The organism is Rheinheimera pleomorphica (genome assembly GCF_011634895.1).
Lineage (GTDB): Bacteria > Pseudomonadota > Gammaproteobacteria > Enterobacterales > Alteromonadaceae > Alishewanella > Alishewanella pleomorphica.
Genome location: NZ_SIRR01000005.1, coordinates 1 through 18,141, shown reverse-complemented (window position 1 = coordinate 18,141; position 18,141 = coordinate 1). Strand labels below are relative to the sequence as shown.

The 18,141-nt window shown below is 48.4% G+C and carries 15 protein-coding genes; 14 read left to right on the top strand and 1 reads right to left on the bottom strand.

What is annotated here, in order from left to right:
- Positions 1–49: 49 nt before the first annotated feature.
- The 5 genes from tsaB (at position 50) to EYB30_RS04975 (ending at position 2,952) form a co-directional block, all read left to right on the top strand.
- The gene (gene tsaB, locus EYB30_RS04995; RefSeq protein ID WP_166837780.1) at positions 50–736 is read left to right on the top strand and encodes a tRNA (adenosine(37)-N6)-threonylcarbamoyltransferase complex dimerization subunit type 1 TsaB; all 687 of its coding nucleotides are present in this window, start codon (positions 50–52) and stop codon (positions 734–736) included.
- A gap of 130 nt (positions 737–866) precedes the next feature.
- The gene (locus EYB30_RS04990; RefSeq protein ID WP_166837778.1) at positions 867–1,169 is read left to right on the top strand and encodes a hypothetical protein; all 303 of its coding nucleotides are present in this window, start codon (positions 867–869) and stop codon (positions 1,167–1,169) included.
- Positions 1,170–1,230: 61 nt separating this feature from the next.
- The gene (locus tag EYB30_RS04985) at positions 1,231–1,971 is read left to right on the top strand and encodes an SDR family NAD(P)-dependent oxidoreductase (protein WP_166837775.1); all 741 of its coding nucleotides are present in this window, start codon (positions 1,231–1,233) and stop codon (positions 1,969–1,971) included.
- Positions 1,968–2,468 (top strand): DUF2878 domain-containing protein, encoded by a 501-nt coding sequence (locus EYB30_RS04980; RefSeq protein WP_166837773.1) that lies wholly within the window; start codon positions 1,968–1,970, stop codon positions 2,466–2,468. The genes EYB30_RS04985 and EYB30_RS04980 overlap by 4 nt, the downstream gene beginning before the upstream one ends.
- Positions 2,452–2,952: a chalcone isomerase family protein gene (locus tag EYB30_RS04975; protein WP_166837771.1), complete on the top strand. Its 501-nt coding sequence runs from the start codon at positions 2,452–2,454 to the stop codon at positions 2,950–2,952. Before EYB30_RS04980 ends, EYB30_RS04975 begins: the two co-directional genes overlap by 17 nt.
- Before the next feature lie 5 nt (positions 2,953–2,957).
- Here the strand turns inward: EYB30_RS04975 and EYB30_RS04970 are convergent, their stop codons facing one another.
- Positions 2,958–4,256 carry an alkaline phosphatase gene (locus EYB30_RS04970; protein WP_166837769.1) on the bottom strand — a complete coding sequence of 433 codons (1,299 nt, stop codon included), beginning with the start codon at positions 4,254–4,256 and terminating at the stop codon, positions 2,958–2,960.
- A 245-nt stretch (positions 4,257–4,501) separates the two neighbouring features.
- Between EYB30_RS04970 and EYB30_RS04965 the strand changes: the two genes are divergently transcribed.
- The 9 genes from EYB30_RS04965 to EYB30_RS04925 all read left to right on the top strand — a co-directional run.
- Positions 4,502–5,350: a class I SAM-dependent methyltransferase gene (locus tag EYB30_RS04965; protein WP_241697970.1), complete on the top strand. Its 849-nt coding sequence runs from the start codon at positions 4,502–4,504 to the stop codon at positions 5,348–5,350.
- Positions 5,351–5,504: 154 nt separating this feature from the next.
- Positions 5,505–7,160, top strand: a complete 1,656-nt coding sequence (fadD, locus tag EYB30_RS04960; RefSeq protein ID WP_166837767.1) for a long-chain-fatty-acid--CoA ligase FadD — start codon at positions 5,505–5,507, stop codon at positions 7,158–7,160.
- Positions 7,161–7,228: 68 nt separating this feature from the next.
- Complete coding sequence (gene rnd / locus EYB30_RS04955) at positions 7,229–8,374, top strand: ribonuclease D (RefSeq protein ID WP_166837765.1); 1,146 nt, start codon at positions 7,229–7,231, stop codon at positions 8,372–8,374.
- 132 nt (positions 8,375–8,506) lie between these two features.
- The gene (locus EYB30_RS04950) at positions 8,507–9,904 is read left to right on the top strand and encodes a DUF4397 domain-containing protein (protein WP_166837763.1); all 1,398 of its coding nucleotides are present in this window, start codon (positions 8,507–8,509) and stop codon (positions 9,902–9,904) included.
- A 147-nt stretch (positions 9,905–10,051) separates the two neighbouring features.
- Positions 10,052–12,268, top strand: a complete 2,217-nt coding sequence (locus EYB30_RS04945) for a type I secretion system permease/ATPase (RefSeq protein ID WP_166837761.1) — start codon at positions 10,052–10,054, stop codon at positions 12,266–12,268.
- Positions 12,265–13,656 (top strand): HlyD family type I secretion periplasmic adaptor subunit, encoded by a 1,392-nt coding sequence (locus EYB30_RS04940; protein ID WP_166837759.1) that lies wholly within the window; start codon positions 12,265–12,267, stop codon positions 13,654–13,656. The genes EYB30_RS04945 and EYB30_RS04940 overlap by 4 nt, the downstream gene beginning before the upstream one ends.
- Positions 13,653–14,363 (top strand): hypothetical protein, encoded by a 711-nt coding sequence (locus tag EYB30_RS04935; protein ID WP_166837757.1) that lies wholly within the window; start codon positions 13,653–13,655, stop codon positions 14,361–14,363. The genes EYB30_RS04940 and EYB30_RS04935 overlap by 4 nt, the downstream gene beginning before the upstream one ends.
- A gap of 292 nt (positions 14,364–14,655) precedes the next feature.
- Complete coding sequence (locus EYB30_RS04930) at positions 14,656–15,165, top strand: hypothetical protein (RefSeq protein ID WP_166837755.1); 510 nt, start codon at positions 14,656–14,658, stop codon at positions 15,163–15,165.
- Positions 15,166–15,169: 4 nt separating this feature from the next.
- On the top strand, positions 15,170–18,141 hold a 2,972-nt coding region (locus EYB30_RS04925), incomplete at its 3' end, for a calcium-binding protein (RefSeq protein WP_166837753.1).

Below are 18,141 nucleotides of genomic sequence, written 5' to 3'. Positions count from 1 at the left end.
TGGCTTTCACGGTAAGATCCAGTTCTTTTCAGAAAATGGTTTGTTGTGAATGACAAAGTTACTTGCCTTAGATACCTCCACTGAAGCCTGCTCAGTGGCTTTGCAGGTTGGCACAGATATTTTAACGTTGGACGAAGCTTGCCCGCAGCAGCACAGTAAGCGGGTGTTGCCGATGGTACAGCAGCTGTTAAACCAGGCGGGTATCAGCCTTAATCAGCTCGATGGCATTGTGTTTGGCCGCGGCCCGGGCAGTTTTACCGGTGTGCGCATTGGCGTAGGTGTTACTCAGGGCCTGGCGTTTGGGGCCGATGTGCCGGTGTTTGGCGTATCGACCCTGGCGGCGATGGCGCAGGCCGCCCAGCGTCTACATGGCGCAACTCAGGTTATCGCGGCAATTGATGCCCGTATGGCTGAAGTCTATATTGGTCATTTCTCTTTGCAGCAGGGGCTAATGCAGCTTAACGGTGAAGAGCTGGCCGTTAAACCTGCTGATATCACGGCGTTTGACATAAGTGGAGAGGTTTATGCGGTTGGTACTGGCTGGCAAACCTATGCTGAGCAGTTACTGGCAAAACAACAGGCAAAGATTGCTGCGGATATTTTGTATCCGTCAGCCCGGGATATGCTGACGCTGGCTTTACCTGCGTTGCAAGCCGGGAAGTTTGTTACTGCAGAGCAGGCTGAACCAGTGTATGTGCGCGATGAGGTAACTTGGCAAAAACTGCCTGGGCGATAACCGTCTTACCTGAAGTTGCAGCGATATTGGTTGCAACGTCAAATTAGTTTGGCTAGCCAAAATGTAAAAGTGCTTGGTTTGTTAGCGGCGCTGGCTATAATTAGCGCTATGTTGGTCTGGGTTTTGTTCTATGACGCTGAATATTAATGCCACTGCAAATGCGACACAAAGCATCAGTACCGTGCTTAACGGCGCTGAGCCGCGCCGTGCCCAGCAGCGTGATGAACAACGCACTGAATTGCCGCCAGGCCGGGGTGTGCGGGCAAGTACCGAAGTGATTAACCGCTTAGATGATGAACGTCGTCAACAAAGCAATTTTGCCGCCGGCAGTGACAGACGCAGCCAGCAGGCGATTGAAGCCTATCAAAGCCAGGCTAACGAGCAGCGTCGCAGTGAAGTACAAGCCTTGCTGGGCGTCGATCTTTACGCCTGAATAAATCCAACTCTTTGCCGCTACCGTAGTCTTAATAGTACTTACTTATTTTGAGACGGTTATGACTTCTACCTGCTTAATTACTGGCGCCAGTTCTGGTATTGGCCGTCAGCTGGCGCTGCATTATGCAGCCAATGGCTGGAAGGTGTATGCGCTGGCGCGATCAAAAGATAAGCTGGCTGAGCTGGCCAGCAGCGCCGGCATCGTCGCGCTGCCGCTTGATCTTACTGATAGCGCAGCGCTGCAGCGCACTGCACAGCAATTACTTGACGATGGTGTTGTGCTGGACTTGCTGCTGTTAAATGCCGGTACCTGCGAATATGTTGATGCCGCAGATTTAGCGCTTGACGCTTTTCAGCGTACTTTTGCCATTAATTTTCATGCGGTGGTGGCCGCCACCAAATACTTTATGCCGCTGCTTAAAGCCTCACTTAACCCTCAGCTGGCGATTGTCAGTTCAATGGCACACTTTTTCCCCTTTACCCGTGCCGAGGCTTATGGTGCCAGCAAGGCTGCGGTCAGTTATTTTGCTGATAGTTTGCGCCTGGATATCGCCGACAGCGGCATTAGCGTACATTTGATTGAGCCGGGCTTTGTTGATACACCTCTGACACAAAAGAATGATTTTGCCATGCCGTTTCTGGTAACGGTTGAACAGGCCGCTGAGCGCATTTTGAATGGCTTACAAGCCGGGAAAAGCCGCATTCGCTTTCCGCGCCGGCTAAGTTATATGTTAAAGCTGTTGTCTGTGCTGCCGTATAACCTGCGCAATAAAGTCGCGCAGCGGATGAAACAGCAATGAGCACAGAACCAGGCTTTAATTGGCGCGCATTAATTGGCTTTGAGCTGTGCTGGTTCGCTCTGGTGTATTGGCAGGCGCACGCCATGTTACCGGTGTTGCTGTACTGGCTTTACGGTTTCTGGCGCTTAGGCCGCTCAGAGCGGGTGGCGGTGCTGCTGATCTTACTTGCTGGGGTGTTGCTCGATAGCGCACTGATAGCGGTGGACGTGCTGAATTTTAATGGCAGTAGCCTGTTGCCACTGTGGTTTGTGCTGTTGTGGGCCGTTTTTGCGCTTGCAGCAGTCGAATTTATGGCCAAGGTACTCGCGAGGCCCTGGCTGGCGGCACTGCTTGGCGCCAGTGGCGGGCCTTTATCCTATTGTGGCGGCGCAGCGCTCAGTGGCGGCGTGTTAGCATTCCCATCGCCACTGTTTTCAATCACTGTATTGGTAATTGCCTGGGCGTTGTTTGCGATAGCGCTGGGCCAAAGCAGGAGGTTTTATGTTCAAGCCAGCTAGTGTGTTATTGGCCGTTGTTATGGCATTTCAAGTCCAGGCTACGCCTGAACTAAAAACGGTCGGCGAAGGATCTTACCGCTATTTATTCTGGCAGCTGTACGATGCTCGCTTGGCTACGCTTGACGGTGCCTTTAGCGATTACCGGAAAAATGCGCCGGTGTTGCTGGAGTTAACCTATAAACGTGACATTACTAAACAACAGTTTATCGACGCTACGGTAGATGAGTGGAAAAAGCTCGGCCATAGCAGTGCTGAGCAACAACAGCAGTGGGCGGCACAGTTGCAAACACTATGGCAGGATGTGAAGGAAGGTGATCGCTTAGCGGCGTTGTTGCTGGATGATGGACGGGTGCAGTTTTATTTTAACGGCACTGAAACCGGTGTGTTAGATGATACTGCTTTTGGTGCGGCATTCTTTGATATCTGGTTGCATCCGGATACCAGTGCGCCCAAGTTGCGCCGCCAATTAATAGCGGCGCAATAAGCAACTTACTTAGTTTGCTGAATATACTGCATCAGCTTTTTCGCGATCTGGGTATTATCCTGAAAGCCGGCAAAATCTTTCGCGTCTTTGCCGTAAGCCAGCACGGCAACATCAGCCGCAGTATGGCCGCCACTGGTCCAGCCGGTGTACGAATATTTTGCCACTAACTGGTTAGACAGCTTACGCAGTGCGGTTTCGTCCTGTTGTCGTGTTGCAAGTAATGTGGCCTGCTCTTCATCCGTCAATCGGATTGCCGTCAGCTCTGTCCATAAGGTTAAAGCGTCGGCGTCAGATTCTGCCTGTTTCAGTTGCTCAGCAATACGCCGGCCAGTGGCTTTTACCTTGCGTATCACCTCGGGTAACCACTGATATTCGCCTGCTGCGCCCAACGACAGACCACCGGTTTCATGGTCGGCGGTGACCACCAGTAAGGTATCAGGGTGTTTATCAACGTAGGCTTTCGCCACGGCGATAGCGTTGGCAAAATCGTCCATCTCGGCCATCGCGCAGGCGATGTCGTTGTCATGGCCACACCAGTCAATCTGGCTGCCTTCCACCATCAGTACAAAGCCTTTTTTTGCCGGTGTTAGCAATTGCAGCGCTTTTGTTGTTAACCTGGCCAGTTGGCTATCCTGCTCAGAGTTTAATACGGCCGGTAAGCCGGTTTCGGCTAATAAAGCGATGGCCGGCGCTGTAGTCAGCGCTGACAGCTGTTGCCAGTTGTCACTGTATTGATAACCCAGTTGCTTAAATTCATTTACCAGGTTTCTGTCTTCGCGAATAAAGTATTTGGTGCCGCCGCCCAGCAGCACATCGGCGACCGGCTTACCGTTAATACGATAATCCAGATACATGTCGGCAATGGCATCGTAATTACGCCGGCTTTTGTTGTGGGCTAAAAATGAGGCTGGTGTGGCATGGTTAATTTGTGAGCTGGCCACAATGCCGTTAGCTTTACCGAGGCTTTTTGCCAGCTGCATCATAGTACCAATAGGAATATGCTGCCGGTTTACTGAAATAGCACCGTTGTAGCTTTTAAAGCCGGTAGCCAAAGCCGTGGCGCCAGCGGCGGAGTCGGTAACGTAGGTATCATCATCCGGGTAAGTGGTTGCCATGCCCTGCCACAGCTGGTCAAAAATGGTATTTTCTACCTCAGTGGTGGTGTTATCGTCATTAAAATAGCGATAGGCTGATAAATAAGACGGGCCCATACCATCACCAATCATATAAATAATATTCTTTGGGGCCGCCAGCGAAATAGCGGGGATTAGCAATAAAGACAGCGACAAAAGATGACGGCGCATACAGCTTTACCTCAAATAGGCTTGATGTTCTGGTTTGCTAGTGTACTTTATACAAGTGCTTAAACAAACCTATGTCGATAAAGTGCTAATTTGACAGGCCAAAGCTGGTTTGTAATGGTTAGCGCCGGTAAAAATCAGTTGCAGATGGAACTGAATTAAAACTGAACAATCGAAACAGCAGGTAATGTGCACAGTAGTGGGATAACACCGGCACTGTGTTGTCAGTAATCAGTAAGGTTTAACCTATGTCAATTATAACTACAACAAAGACAATCATCTTTAGCGCTGCCTTTAGCAGCTTGCTGTTATCTGCAACTGTTACGGCGGCAGATGATACAGTGCAGCTACAACAACTGGCCGACAGTGAGCAGCGTAGCAGCCAGCACAAGGCCCGAAACCAGTTTCGTAATCCGGTGCAAACGCTACAGTTTTTTGGTTTAACTCCTCAGATGTCGGTGTTGGAAATCTGGCCTGGTCATGGTTGGTATACCGAAATACTGGCACCTTTTCTAAAAGCTGACGGTCAACTGACACTAGCGCAATTTCGCCATAATGATGGCTCGTTAAAAGATGAGCGCAGTATTTTCTGGGCCCGGGTCAGTGATAAGCTGGCACAGCGGATCAGTGCCAATAGTGACTATTTTGGCAGCCCTGCACTGATTGAATTGGATCCGCCGACCTTTTTACCGTCGCAAAGCGCCCAGTTTGATATGGTGCTGACATTTCGCAATGCCCATATCTGGAATGAAGATGGCCACTTATTTGCGACCTTACAAAGTATTTTTCAGGCATTAAAACCCGGTGGCGTGCTGGGCATGGTAGAACACCGGGCTGCGCGGCTGTCGGATATTTCCAGCTCTGCGGTTGAAGGCTATCTGGATGAGGCTTATGTGATCCAGACAGCGGAGCAGGCAGGGTTTCAGCTGGTGGCCAGCAGTGAATTAAACGCCAACCCCCTGGATACCAAAAACTACCCCAAGGGGGTGTACGCTTTACCACCAACATTGGCCATGGGGTTGCAAGATCAAGCCTACTATCTGGCGATTGGTGAAAGTGACCGTATGACATTAAAGTTTGTCAAACCGGCGCTCTGATTGCCGCAATTGTGTTAACAAGACAATTGTGGGATGATTGGCCGTTAGAGTAATAACTCCAATAAAGCCATTGTCGTACTAAAGCGCAGCAACAGATTGCGTAAGAATGGTTTTATATCTATACAATAATAACCTTAGACAAGAGGAGAGGGCGGTGGATAGAGTTTGGTTAAAACGTTACCCGTCAGGTGTACCCGCAGAAATTAATGCCGATCATTACCCGTCATTATTAGATATTTTTGAGCAAAGCATTGCGCAGTATCCGGATAAAACCGCTTTTATCAATATGGGTAAAAGCATCAGCTATCGTGAATTAGACCAGCAAAGCACCGCCTTTGCCGCTTATTTACAAACTGAGCTGGGGCTGAAAAAGGGCGATGCGGTTGCCATTATGATGCCTAATCTGCTGCAATACCCCATAGCGCTAATGGGCGTGCTGCGCGCCGGTTGCGTGGTGGTGAATGTTAATCCGTTATACACACCGCGCGAACTGGAACACCAGTTAAACGATGCCAAAGCCAAAGCCATCGTTATCGTGGAAAACTTTGCCCACACCCTGGCAGCCATTGAGAGCAAGGTAAACCTGGATCATGTGATCCTGACTACCATGGGCGACCGCCTCGGCTTGCTAAAAGGCAGTATTGTCAATTTTGTGGTTAAGCATATTAAAAAGCTGGTACCCGCATTTAAACTGCGCAAATTTGTCCGCTTTAATCAGGTGCTGGAGAAAGGCGCTACCCAGGCCTATAGCAAACCAGCACTGCAGGGCAGTGATATCGCTTTCTTACAGTACACCGGCGGTACCACTGGCGTGTCTAAAGGCGCCATGTTAACGCATCGCAATATGGTGGGTAACCTGGAGCAGGTCAGCGGTTGTCTGGACAGCTTTTTAGTTAAAGGTGGTGAAAACGTGGTAACGGCACTGCCGCTTTATCATATCTTCGCGTTAACCGCTAACTTCTTTACGTTCTTTAAATATGGTGGTACCAACCTGCTTATTACCAATCCGCGTGATATGCCAGGCTTTGTCAAAGAACTGTCAAAGTTTCCGTTTACCGCCATTACCGGTGTGAATACGCTATTCAATGGCTTATTAAACACGCCGGGTTTTGCTGAGCTAAATTTCAATACGTTAAAGCTGTCGTTGGGCGGTGGTATGGCGGTGCAACGGCCGGTAGCTGAACGCTGGCAGAAAATTACCGGTACCCGCTTAGTGGAAGGCTATGGTTTAACCGAATGCTGTCCGCTGGTAACCGTCAGCCCGTACGATTTAGACAGCTTTAACGGCAGCATTGGTTTGCCGGCACCCTCGACCGATATTCGTCTGGTTGACGAGGAAGGTAACGATGTGGCACCGGGTGAGCCGGGTGAAATGCTGGTAAAAGGCCCACAGGTGATGCTGGGCTATTTAAACCGGCCGGAAGAAACCGCCAAAGTATTAAAAGATGGCTGGTTATACACCGGCGATATTGCCCGTATGGATGAAGAAGGCTTCTTTTATATTGTCGATCGGAAAAAAGACATGATTTTAGTCTCAGGCTTTAATGTCTACCCGAACGAGATAGAAGAAGTGGTCGCCATGAACGATAAAGTGCTGGAAGTAGCGGCTGTTGGTGTGCCTAACGAGGCCAGCGGTGAAGCAGTGAAGCTGTTTATTGTGAAAAAAGACGCCAGCTTAACCGAGCAGGAGGTGATACAACACTGCCGGCAACATTTAACGGGCTATAAAGTACCTAAACTGGTAGAATTCCGTACAGAATTGCCGAAAACCAATGTCGGTAAAATTTTACGCCGAGAGCTTCGCGGTTAAGTTACAGCACGATAAAAGCCGGCCTCGATGCCGGTTTTTTTATTTTCAAGGTATTTTACAGGTAACGCATGATCCCGTTAATCACTGACAATCAGGGGCTGGCAGCATATTGTCAGCAGGTACGCAACAGCAATGTACTGGCACTGGATACCGAGTTTATTCGTCAAAGCACGTTGTACCCCAAGCTTGGCTTAATTCAGTTATATGACGGCCAGACGTTGGCACTGGTTGACCCGCTGGCGATCAGCGACTGGCAACCGCTGCAACAACTTTGTGCCGCGTCCGGTGTGGTGAAGTTGTTGCACTCCTGTAGCGAGGATATCGAAGCACTGGCCACCATTGGCATAACGCAAATTACCCCCTTGTTTGATACTCAACTGGCGGCAGAGCTATTGGGCTGGGGCAGTAGTATGGGCTATGCCCGGCTGGTAGAACAGCTTACCGGCGAGGTATTGGATAAAAGCGAGTCCCGTACAGATTGGTTAGCCCGGCCGTTGTCGGACACCCAACTGCGCTATGCAGCGAACGATGTACACTTTTTGTTTCCGCTGTATGAAAAGTTGTGGCAGCAAATGACAGCGCAGCAGCAGTCTTTGTTATTGCTCGAAGGTGAGCAACTGATAAGGCGCCGTGCGCAGCAGTTGCCGCTGGCATTTAAGTACCTGGAGATTAAAAACAGCTGGCAGCTGACGCCGCGGGAACTGGCGATACTGCGCGAGCTGGCAGCCTGGCGCCAGCGCTATGCTATGGAAAAAGATCTGGCAGTCGGCCTGATCTTAAAAGATATACAATTGGTCGAACTGGCAAAGCGCCGGCCGGCCACAGCCGAGAGCTTACTGAATATTCCCGGCATGCCACTGCGGGAAGTGCGCCGTCACGCTAAAACCCTGGTAGAGCTGATCCAGACAGCAAAAGAGCTGCCGCAGCAACAGTGTCCGCAGCGGTTTTATCACCCGGATGGTTTTGTCGGTTATAAAGAAACGGTAGATCAACTGAGTAAGGCGATTAAAGCCGCGGGCGCGGCGCATGCGATTCCATCCGAGTTTATATCGGTAAAACGTCAACTAAATGAATATCTTAACTGGTGCTGGCGGGTGTCTGATGATGACAGAGCCTTATTGCCGTTACCCGAATTTATGCTGGGTTGGCGTAAACAGTATTTATGGCCATTTTTACCCAAGCCGGCACATATCGTTGAGTTAACTGGTAATTAACGTACTAGCAGAGCAGTGGGATCAGAATAATTTTTGCAGCTTTTTGTTCGTTTTTTAACACGCTGTTTGCTTGATCGGCCATTGAGTTAACGGCGTAACACTTCAGCAATTCATAACTGAAGGGTTACAACAATGAAAGGAATAAAAATCTTTGCTTTGCCTGCAGTACTGTCGCTGTCTTTAACTGGCTGTTTTCTTGACGATGATTCAGATCCATTGCCGTCACCTCCGCCACCTCCGCCGCCGCCAACAGTGGTCAATGCCAGTGTTCAGGTAGTACACACCTCAATTGACGCGCCTGATGTTAATGTACTGGCCAACGGTGATACCGTGATAGAAGGCTTGTCGTTTGGTGAGGCGTCTGACGTGCTGTCACTGCCGCCGGCAACCTATAGCATAGCGGTTGACGCGCTGTTGCCTGGCGATGAAACGGCTACTGTTATTGGCCCCTTAGACGTAGCCCTGGAAGAAGCAGTGCGTTACACCGTATTTGCTGTGGGTAAAGTGGCGGAAGAAACGCTGGAGCCGATAGTGGTCACCGGCACTGTTGATGACGTCGCTGATGGCAAAATCCGCTTACAGGTTGTGCATGCGGCCTCAACCGCGCCTGAAGTGGACATTCATGTAACCGCACCAGATGCAGAGCTGGGTGCGCCACTAGATACCCTGATGTTTAAAGATGCTACCGAGTATGTAGAAGTCGACCCGGGCGAGTATCAGGTACGTATTACGTTACCTGGCACTGATACGGTCGTTTTTGATAGTGGCACCTTAGCGCTCAACACAGCCGGTACTGATCTGGTGGTGGCAGCGATTGACAGTGCCTATTCCGGTGAATCACCGGTATCGCTGCTGGCTGTGGGGCAGGACGGCAGTGAACTGGCGATATTAGATGTAAACGCAAGCGCATCGCTGCGCGTATTGCACAACGTGTCTGATGCACCGGCAGTGGATGTAGTGGTAAATGATAACTTTACCGAGCGATTGGTGACTGCGCTGGAATTCCCGGATTTTACCGGTTATGTCACCCCGGCACCTGCCGACTACAACGTTAAAGTGGTGGTATCAGGCACAGAAACAGCAGTAATTGATGAAGATGTGACACTGGAGCCGGGTGCTTTCTACACTGTGCTGGCCGTAGGGTCACTGGATGGCGCTGACGACTTTGCTATAGAGCCACTGGTTCTGGCCGACAAACCACGTCGCATCGCCACCGAAGCGCAGGTGCGTATTGTGCACGGTTCAACGCTGGCCGGTAATGTCGATATTTATGTTACCGACAGTGAAGATATCAGTACAGCAACGCCCACTTTTGCCGATGTGCCGTTTAAAGCAGAAACCGGCTATGTGCCACTGGCCGCAGGCGATTATGTAGTAACGGTAACCCCGGCGGGTAGCAAAATGGCCGCCATTGGCCCGGTTGCGTTAACCCTGGAGGCCAATAGCATTTACACCGCCATCGCCCGTGATGGTGCAGGTTTAACGGCCGATGTCGGGCTGATCCTGATGGATGATTTCGTCCAGCCGTAACATGAATAACAGAAGGTCCTGTTAAGTTAAAGCCCGCGTAAGCGGGCTTTTTATTAAATATTTAATATATGTAACTAAAAGTGTTTATTTGTTTTTATTTAGATATTAATATGCAGCGTTTTTTTACAATGCCGATAAAGGGAACTTATGTCACAGAATTCGCCATTTGCCGTTGGCGTGCAGTGTCTGGCTATTGTTGCCCGTATGCAGCAAACCCCTGCTGAAGTAAGTAGTTTACTGCGTGAATTTACGCCACAATCTGATGATTTAAATGATATTTACCTGGTTAAGGTCGCTAAAAGCTTAGGCTTTAAGGCTAAGTTTATTGCCGTAACGCCTGACAAATTAGACGCCTTGCTATTGCCGGCGGTGGGTAAAAACCATGATGGCAGTTACTTTATTCTGGCAAAGATTAAAGACAATAAAGCCCTTATTCAGGATGTCACTACCGGCCAGGCGCAAAGCATTTCGTTAACAAATTTAGCAGCAATGTGGACGGGTGAGCTGCTACATTTAACCAAACGCGCCAGTTTGCTGGATGATAAGACCCGCTTTGGTTTTCGCTGGTTTATTCCGGCGCTGATTAAATACCGGCATTTATTTGCTGATGTATTAATGGCCTCGTTTTTTATTCAATTGGTGGGCTTAGCCACACCAATATTCTTTCAGGTCACGATTGATAAAGTGCTGGTACACAAAGGCATGACGACGCTGGATGTATTGGCGGTCGGCTTTTTTGCTGTTATTACCTTCGAAGTGTTACTCACCGCACTGCGCACCTATGTGTTTAGCCATACCACCAACCGGGTGGATGTTGAACTTGGCGGCCAGCTGTACCGGCATATGCTGTCGTTACCGATATCCTACTTTGCTGCACGGCGGGTAGGCGACACTGTAGCGCGGATAAAAGAGCTGGATAAAGTACGCGAGTTTATTACCGGATCGTCGCTGACCGTGGTGCTGGATGTACTGTTTAGTGTAGTGTTTTTTGCGGTGATGTTTTATTACGCGCCGCTACTTAGCTGGATAATCGTTGGCTCTATTCCCTGTTATATCCTGCTGTCGGTGTTAATAACACCAACCTTACGCGATAAGCTGGAGCAGAAGTTTCAAAAAAGTGCAGAGAATCACTCGTTTCTGGTCGAGTCGGTCTCTGGCGTAGAAACAGTAAAGTCCCTGGCGGTCGAGCCGCAAATGCGCAACAAATGGGAAGAAAAACTGGCCGATTATGTGTCCAGCTCGTTTGACGCCTCGCATATCAATAATATTTACGCCAGCATTGCCAATTACATTAATAAAGTGGTGTCGTTATTAACGCTGTATTTTGGTGCTATTGCGGTAGTTGAAGGCAGCTTAACCGTTGGTCAGTTTATTGCCTTTAATATGTTATCGCAGCGGGTGTCCGGCCCTATTATGCGTTTGGTTAACTTATGGCAGGATTTTCAGCAAGCCAAGGTATCGATAGAGCGCTTAGGTGATGTGTTAAACGCACCGACAGAGCCGGGCTACAACCCCAACCGCACCGCGCTGCCGGCCGTGCAGGGCCAGGTCAGCCTGCAGCAGGTGAGTTTTCGTTACCGGCCGGACTCTGCGCCGATTTTAAATAACGTCAGCCTGGACATCAGCGCCGGCGAGCGTATCGGCATAGTTGGCCGCTCCGGCTCAGGTAAAAGCACACTCACTAAGCTTATTCAGCGCCTATATGTGCCGCAAGGTGGCCGGGTGCTGATTGATGGTATTGATTTGGCGTTAGTAGAGCCTGCCTGGTTACGCCGTCAGGTGGGCGTGGTGCTGCAGGAGAGCTTTTTATTTAACCGCAGTATTCGCGACAATATTGCGCTTAGCGACCCGGCCAGCAGTATCGAGCAGGTAATACAGGCGGCAAAACTCGCCGGCGCGCATGAGTTTATTTGTGAGCTAGCTGAAGGCTACGACACTATGGTTGGCGAGCACGGCGCCAGTTTATCCGGTGGCCAGCGTCAGCGCTTAGCCATTGCCCGCGCGTTAATTGCCAACCCGAAAATCCTGATTTTTGATGAAGCCACCAGTGCGCTGGACTACGAGTCGGAGCGCATTATCCAAACCAATATGGCGCAAATCTGCGCTGGGCGTACCGTGTTTATTATTGCCCACCGCTTATCGGCGGTGCGTGACTGTAATCGCATTATTGTGATGGACAAAGGCCAGATTGCCGAGCAGGGTAGCCACACAGAGCTGCTAAAACAGCAGGGTATTTACCATTATCTGATGCAAATACAGCATGGCGGGTCAGCAGCGGCGGCTAACTCCAGCCAAACCTCTGCAGTCGTACAAGTGGCCAGCTTATTGCCACAAGCCGCTGCCGGTAAGGGAGAGCGGCCATGAGGCAAAACCCAAACGCGGCTACAGCAGAAAACCGCAGCGCGGCATCGAATGTGATTGAGCTACCGCTGGCAAAACGTCTAAGCCGCGAGCAGTTAAGCTTTTTACCGGCGGCACTGGAAATAGAAGCCGCGCCGCCGGCGCCTTATAGCCGCATTATCCTCTGGGCCATTATGGTACTGCTTGTGTTAGCCATAGCCTGGGCCTGCTGGGGGCAAATTGATATTACCGCCAGCGCCCAGGGCAAGCTGGTGCCGGGCGCCAAAGTAAAAACCATTCAGCCGCTTAATGCCGGCGTGGTGCAGCACATTCATGTGCGTGAGGGGCAAAAAGTACAGGCCGGGGATGTGTTGCTAACGCTGGACGGCAGCATCACCGAAGCCGAGTTACAGCGCTTAACACTGCAGCTGAATAGTGTTAAGCAGGATATTGCCCGCACTGAGCTATTACAGCAGCGGCTACAACAACCAAGCCAAACTGACACCGCAGCTATCACTGCATTATCACTACCACAACAGCAGGCACTAAACAGCAGCTGGCAGGAATACCAGGCCAAACAACTCAGTGTACAGCGGCAAATCGACAAGCTGGACGCCGAAGTAGCGACCACTCAGCTCAATATTGGCCGTATTGAGAAAACCTTACCGCTGATCACCGAGCAAGCCGATAGCGTGCAGCAATTACTGGCTAAATCACTGGCCTCACGCAGCCAGTATTTAGAGCTGGAATTAAACCGCATTAATCAGGCTGAAAGCCTGAGCATCGAACAAGCCAAACTGCAGCAGTTGGCTGCCGCTATTAACGAAGCCAAACAACAGCAGCAAGTATTGCAAGCTGAGTTTCAGCGCCAGCTTAGTGATGCGCTAAACCAATACCACCGTGATGCCAGCACACTGGAACAAGAGCTAATCAAAGCGCAAAGCACCAACGCCCAGCAGCAATTACTGGCACCGGTAGATGGTACCATCGAGCAATTAGTGCTCACTACCATCGGCGGCGTGGTCACCCCCGCGCAAGAGCTGATGCGCATCGTGCCACTAGACCAGCAACTGGTTGCCGAAGCCTGGCTGCTCAACAAAGACATCGGCTTTGTTGAAGTCGGGCAAACCGCAGAGTTAAAGCTGGAAAGCTTTGAATTTACCAAATACGGCGTGATAGACGGCGAAATTATCGACATCTCCACCGATGCGGTGGAGATGGAAGGTGTCGGTTTAGTGTTTCCGTTAAAGGTGGCGCTTAAACAGCACAGTATTAAAGCCGGTAATAAAACCGTGCCACTGGGCTCTGGTATGGCGGTAACAGTAGAAGTAAAAACCGGCCAGCGGCGGATTATAGAGTTTTTATTGTCACCGATTATTAAAGCGGTGGATGAAGGGGTAAGGGAGCGATGAGTGTAAACACTGTTAAAAAATGGGCGCTGATTATTGCAGGCTTTATTGGTGTGTTGCTATTACTGGGGTTTTTACTGCTGGTGGTGCTGTTTTACCTGAACCGATCCGCGCAGCACTACAGTGCTTGTGGGGTTATTGAATTTCAGGTAGCTGACGACATCTTTCGCATACCGCCTTCTTATATCTGGTCAGTTGATGGCTTAAAAGGCTGTAAAGCCGCCGGTGTAAACCTGAGTGCGGCTTATCCGGATATGAGTCCGATTATTAAAGAAAGCTCAGAACAAACAGGATGGGGTAATAAAGTCAATTTTGGTATCAGCAAGAGAGGTAAACAAAGTGTTGGAAGCCGAGCTTTTGCCACGCGGGAAGAGCTTTGGCAGCGAGGCCAACCAGACGTATTTCAGGATCTGTGGATCTGGACACCAGGATTGTCGGCAAATAGGCAATATGTCATGCCGATGGATGAAGCATACGACAGAGTGAATTTTTCTTGCAGTACAGACGGTAGTGTCCCATATCCATCTTGTCGTGGTTTTTACAACTATAGCGACGATATTTATTTCTCATTCTCATTTTCAAAAGATTACTTAACGGATTGGCAGTTGATTACTGATCGACTGGCGGCTTTGGTCGACAAATTTAAAGTCACAGACGATTTAATAAAAGAAGAAAAGGAAGAAAATAATCTAATAAATGGGGTCGTATGAAAATTAATTTAGCCATAACAAAATTAAATAGTAATGTTACGTCTATTTTGTTTTATGTCATTATATTTCGTTAGCTTGCAAGTAGAAACCGGCCGGTGGCGGGTTATAGAGTTTTTATTATCACCGGTGATTAAAGCGGTGGATGAAGGGGTAAGAACAATGATAATTTCAAAAGTATTGATATTTTCCTTGATGTTTATGTTTGGCGTTCTCTGGTTTGTGAATTAGAGTTGGGCACAAGTAGAGTGCTTAGTTTTTAATTAATTTTTTAATACTGGCTTGTAGGTGGTTTATGTTTTTTTGGTCGGTTTTTTTATTTGCTCCAGCTGCTGTTGCATTTTTTGGGGAAAAGTATAGGCGTTATGTTACATTTTACTTTGGGTTATTATTGTTTTGTTTTGTCTTTTTTGTTTTCTACCAATCTAGCGTTTTTGGTGATGGTAAAAATATTGATGACGATATTTATGTCTTCAGTATTCATCCTGCGTTAGTCAGTTATTACAAGTTGGATGGGGTTACGTGTGATGGTGATAGTTGTGGTGTAGGTATTAAATCAGTTTTTTCACCTACTGAATTTTCTATGTGTTCAGTAAGTCATCGAAAAAGTAATGGTGTTGACATGCTTGCTGTTAGAGCGCGTTTTGCAGTTTGCAAAATATATTTGGCCCCCTTGCCTGGTCGAAATAATATGATACTAAGAGTTGGTGCTGATTCATTGGTTGGTGATTTGATTTTTACGTTTTTTATATTTGTATTTTTTATTTGGTCAATTGTTTTGAATAATAATGGAAGGAGAGATTAGTTTTATGGAAGGTTATAAAGCAACTGTTTTTGTTGACAGTTCAACTCACGAAAATTCAGAAGGTTATCATGTTTGGGTTGTTCTTACGGATGCTGATGGTAACAGTTTCCAATATAGCTATGGCCCTGCAGCTGATGGTTTAGGTAATACGATTTATGGTCCAGGCGCAATGCGGGACTATAGTGAACCAATAGGTCGTGATGATTACAGAGTGGAGATGCGTATTACACAAGAAATGTATGATGGTATGAAGTTAATGGGAGACTCGCTTAAAAACTCCCCACCGCCCTACTTTCTTGTCGATAGCCCAAATCTTCATCATTCAATTTTAGGTGATAACTGCGCAACAGTGGTCAATAAGATACTGCAAGCAGGGGGCGTGAACAACTTTCAAAATTTCTTTACGCCAACCCAATATCAAGCTCATATCGAATCAATACAGGCATTTAATTCTGTCGTAGATAGCTTTTCGAGTTACGCTGATAACTTTCAAGATTATGCTTCTGATTTATCAGTAAAAATTGCTGATACATTACATAGCTTTTCAGAAGGGCTAAACGACGGAATAAATTGGGCTGGCAATTTAGCTGAAGGTATTTACAACTGGATGATCTCAAGTCCTGTTCCGGATACAACCCCAGGTTCCTTTGAATCGTTGATTTTAGACAAGTTGCTAAACTTTTCGAACAGCCTATCCAAGCTGCAATCGTTGTTTGGTTTTGATGCTCCGGGAAGCTTATCAGATAACATCAACAGCCTATTCAATATGATAGATCGTGCTATTAACCCGCCGCGTGATCCTTTGGTATTTGATTTAGACGGAGATGGCGTTGAAACCATCGGCACTGATGCCGGTATTTTATTTGACCACGACGGTGATGGTGTTAAACATGGCTCCGGTTGGGTGAATGCCGACGATGGCTTGCTGGTTTGGGATATAAATAGTGATGGTGTAATCAACAGCGGACGAGAGTTATTCGGCGATAATCATCGTCTTTATGTTGGTTCTATGCATGAAAGAAATGCCCGTGATGGTTTTGAAGCGTTGCGCTACTACGACCGCAATGAAAATGATCTCAACAACAGGGCTGATGGCGTTATCGATCATAATGATGCAATTTTTGAAAAGTTACAGATTTGGCGCGATTTAAATCAAGATGGTGTGAGTCAGGAACATGAGCTGTTTAGCCTGACAGATTTGGGTATTACCTCTATTAATTTAGATAACCAAAGAACAGGCAATACTCAAAATGGTAACAGAATTGACTCTGTATCGACATTTGAGTGGGCTGATGGCCATAGGGGTGAAGTAAGTTCATTATTTTTTGCTGCTAATAATTTCAGAAATAGTTTCACCGATACTATTCCTTTAACCGAACGAACCGAGACGCTGCCTGATTTTAGCGGCTCTGGCGGTCTGCGTAGTTTGCGTGAAGCGGCTACTTTAAATGATGAGTTAGCAGAGCTCGTTGAACAACTCGCGGCAGGGACTACACGCAATGAGCAACTGGCTGCTCTGGATGCACTATTATGGCAATGGCACTTGGGGTCGCAAACCAGTACCTTGTATCAAACCAACTGGCGTAACAATTCAGATGTTCGCTACACCGTGGAATTGGGCGAGATTTCGGGAAAATACAGCATATTAGAAGCCTTTAATGGCCGTCGAATCAACAATATGATCCAAATTGAAGGAGGAGGTGGCGGCGGTGGCGGCGGTGCAGTGGCTACACCGCCAACATACTATTTTTTCCCAACACGGCCTGTACAAGAAGGCAGTTGGTTACATACCAATCAGTTAAATACCATAGCGGCTATAGAAACCGCTTATGAGCAATTAAAACAACAAGTGTACTTGAGTCTGGCATTTCAAACCCGTTTAAAACCTATAGTTGATGCTGTAGACGTTACTATGGCCGCCAATGGCTTAGTGCTTGATTTTACTGCGATGGAATTAAAGCTAACAGAGTTAGTGCAGCAAAATCCGCAAGATGGCATGGCCGATCTGTTTGACTTTGTTTCTCAATATTCTGCCATGTTATTTACTAAAGGCTGGGATGCAGCCCGTTTTATAGCGCAGCTTGAAACTGGCATATTGGCAGAACTTGATCCAGAACAGAGTTGGAAGGAGCTGGTTACAAATGGCGTCGTTAAAGAGCTGATTGCCGGTGAACGCCAGTTTAACGGCAGTAACAGCGGGGTTGAGATAGTACGTGGCAACGATTTGGGCAATACGCTGCAAGGTAATGCTGGTGTAGATGTGCTTATCGGTGGTACTGGAAGCGACAGTATTTACGGCGGTGATGGCAACGATTTGCTACTTGGAGGCAAAGGTAGTGATTATTTAACTGGCGGTACGGGTAGTGATACCTACCGATTCAGCCGGGGCTGGGGCCAGGACAATATTTACAACTATGATACCAGCAGCGATAAAACCGATGCGATAGTGTTTGCCGAGGATATTGCACCGGCAGATATTCAGGTCACCCGTTCTGGTAACAGTTTGGTGTTGTCATTACTGGGCAGCGCCGACCGCATTACGGTGAATGGCTACTTTGATAGCGATGGTGACGGTGCTTATAAGCTGGAAGAGATCCTCTTTGCCGATGGCACCGTCTGGAATGTTGATCAGATCAAAGTCATGGTGATGCAAAGTACCGATGGTAACGATAGCTTGTATGGCTATGCCACAGACGATGTGCTGCACGGCGGTGCCGGTAACGATACGCTGCACGGCCAGGCTGGTAATGACCGTTTGCACGGTGGTACCGGCAATGACTCCTTGAATGGCGGTGCCGGCAGTGACGAATATCACTTTGCACGTGGCTGGGGCCAGGACAACATTAATAACTACGATACCGGCAGCGATAAAACCGATGCGATAGTGTTTGCCGAGGGGATTGCGCCAGCAGATATACAGGTTACCCGTTCAGGTGACAGCTTGGTGCTGTCACTGTTGGGCACTAATGATCGTAT

Bases quoted from the DNA above. Each gene is read 5' to 3' on its own strand.
- EYB30_RS04935 (WP_166837757.1), top strand. From the start codon at position 13,653: ATGAGTGTAAACACTGTTAAAAAATGGGCGCTGATTATTGCAGGCTTT.
- EYB30_RS04950 (WP_166837763.1), top strand. From the start codon at position 8,507: ATGAAAGGAATAAAAATCTTTGCTTTGCCTGCAGTACTGTCGCTGTCT.
- EYB30_RS04940 (WP_166837759.1), top strand. From the start codon at position 12,265: ATGAGGCAAAACCCAAACGCGGCTACAGCAGAAAACCGCAGCGCGGCA.
- EYB30_RS04975 (WP_166837771.1), top strand. From the start codon at position 2,452: ATGTTCAAGCCAGCTAGTGTGTTATTGGCCGTTGTTATGGCATTTCAA.
- EYB30_RS04970 (WP_166837769.1), bottom strand. From the start codon at position 4,256: ATGCGCCGTCATCTTTTGTCGCTGTCTTTATTGCTAATCCCCGCTATT.
- EYB30_RS04930 (WP_166837755.1), top strand. From the start codon at position 14,656: ATGTTTTTTTGGTCGGTTTTTTTATTTGCTCCAGCTGCTGTTGCATTT.
- tsaB (WP_166837780.1), top strand. From the start codon at position 50: ATGACAAAGTTACTTGCCTTAGATACCTCCACTGAAGCCTGCTCAGTG.
- EYB30_RS04985 (WP_166837775.1), top strand. From the start codon at position 1,231: ATGACTTCTACCTGCTTAATTACTGGCGCCAGTTCTGGTATTGGCCGT.
- EYB30_RS04990 (WP_166837778.1), top strand. From the start codon at position 867: ATGACGCTGAATATTAATGCCACTGCAAATGCGACACAAAGCATCAGT.
- EYB30_RS04945 (WP_166837761.1), top strand. From the start codon at position 10,052: ATGTCACAGAATTCGCCATTTGCCGTTGGCGTGCAGTGTCTGGCTATT.
- rnd (WP_166837765.1), top strand. From the start codon at position 7,229: ATGATCCCGTTAATCACTGACAATCAGGGGCTGGCAGCATATTGTCAG.
- EYB30_RS04980 (WP_166837773.1), top strand. From the start codon at position 1,968: ATGAGCACAGAACCAGGCTTTAATTGGCGCGCATTAATTGGCTTTGAG.
- EYB30_RS04965 (WP_241697970.1), top strand. From the start codon at position 4,502: ATGTCAATTATAACTACAACAAAGACAATCATCTTTAGCGCTGCCTTT.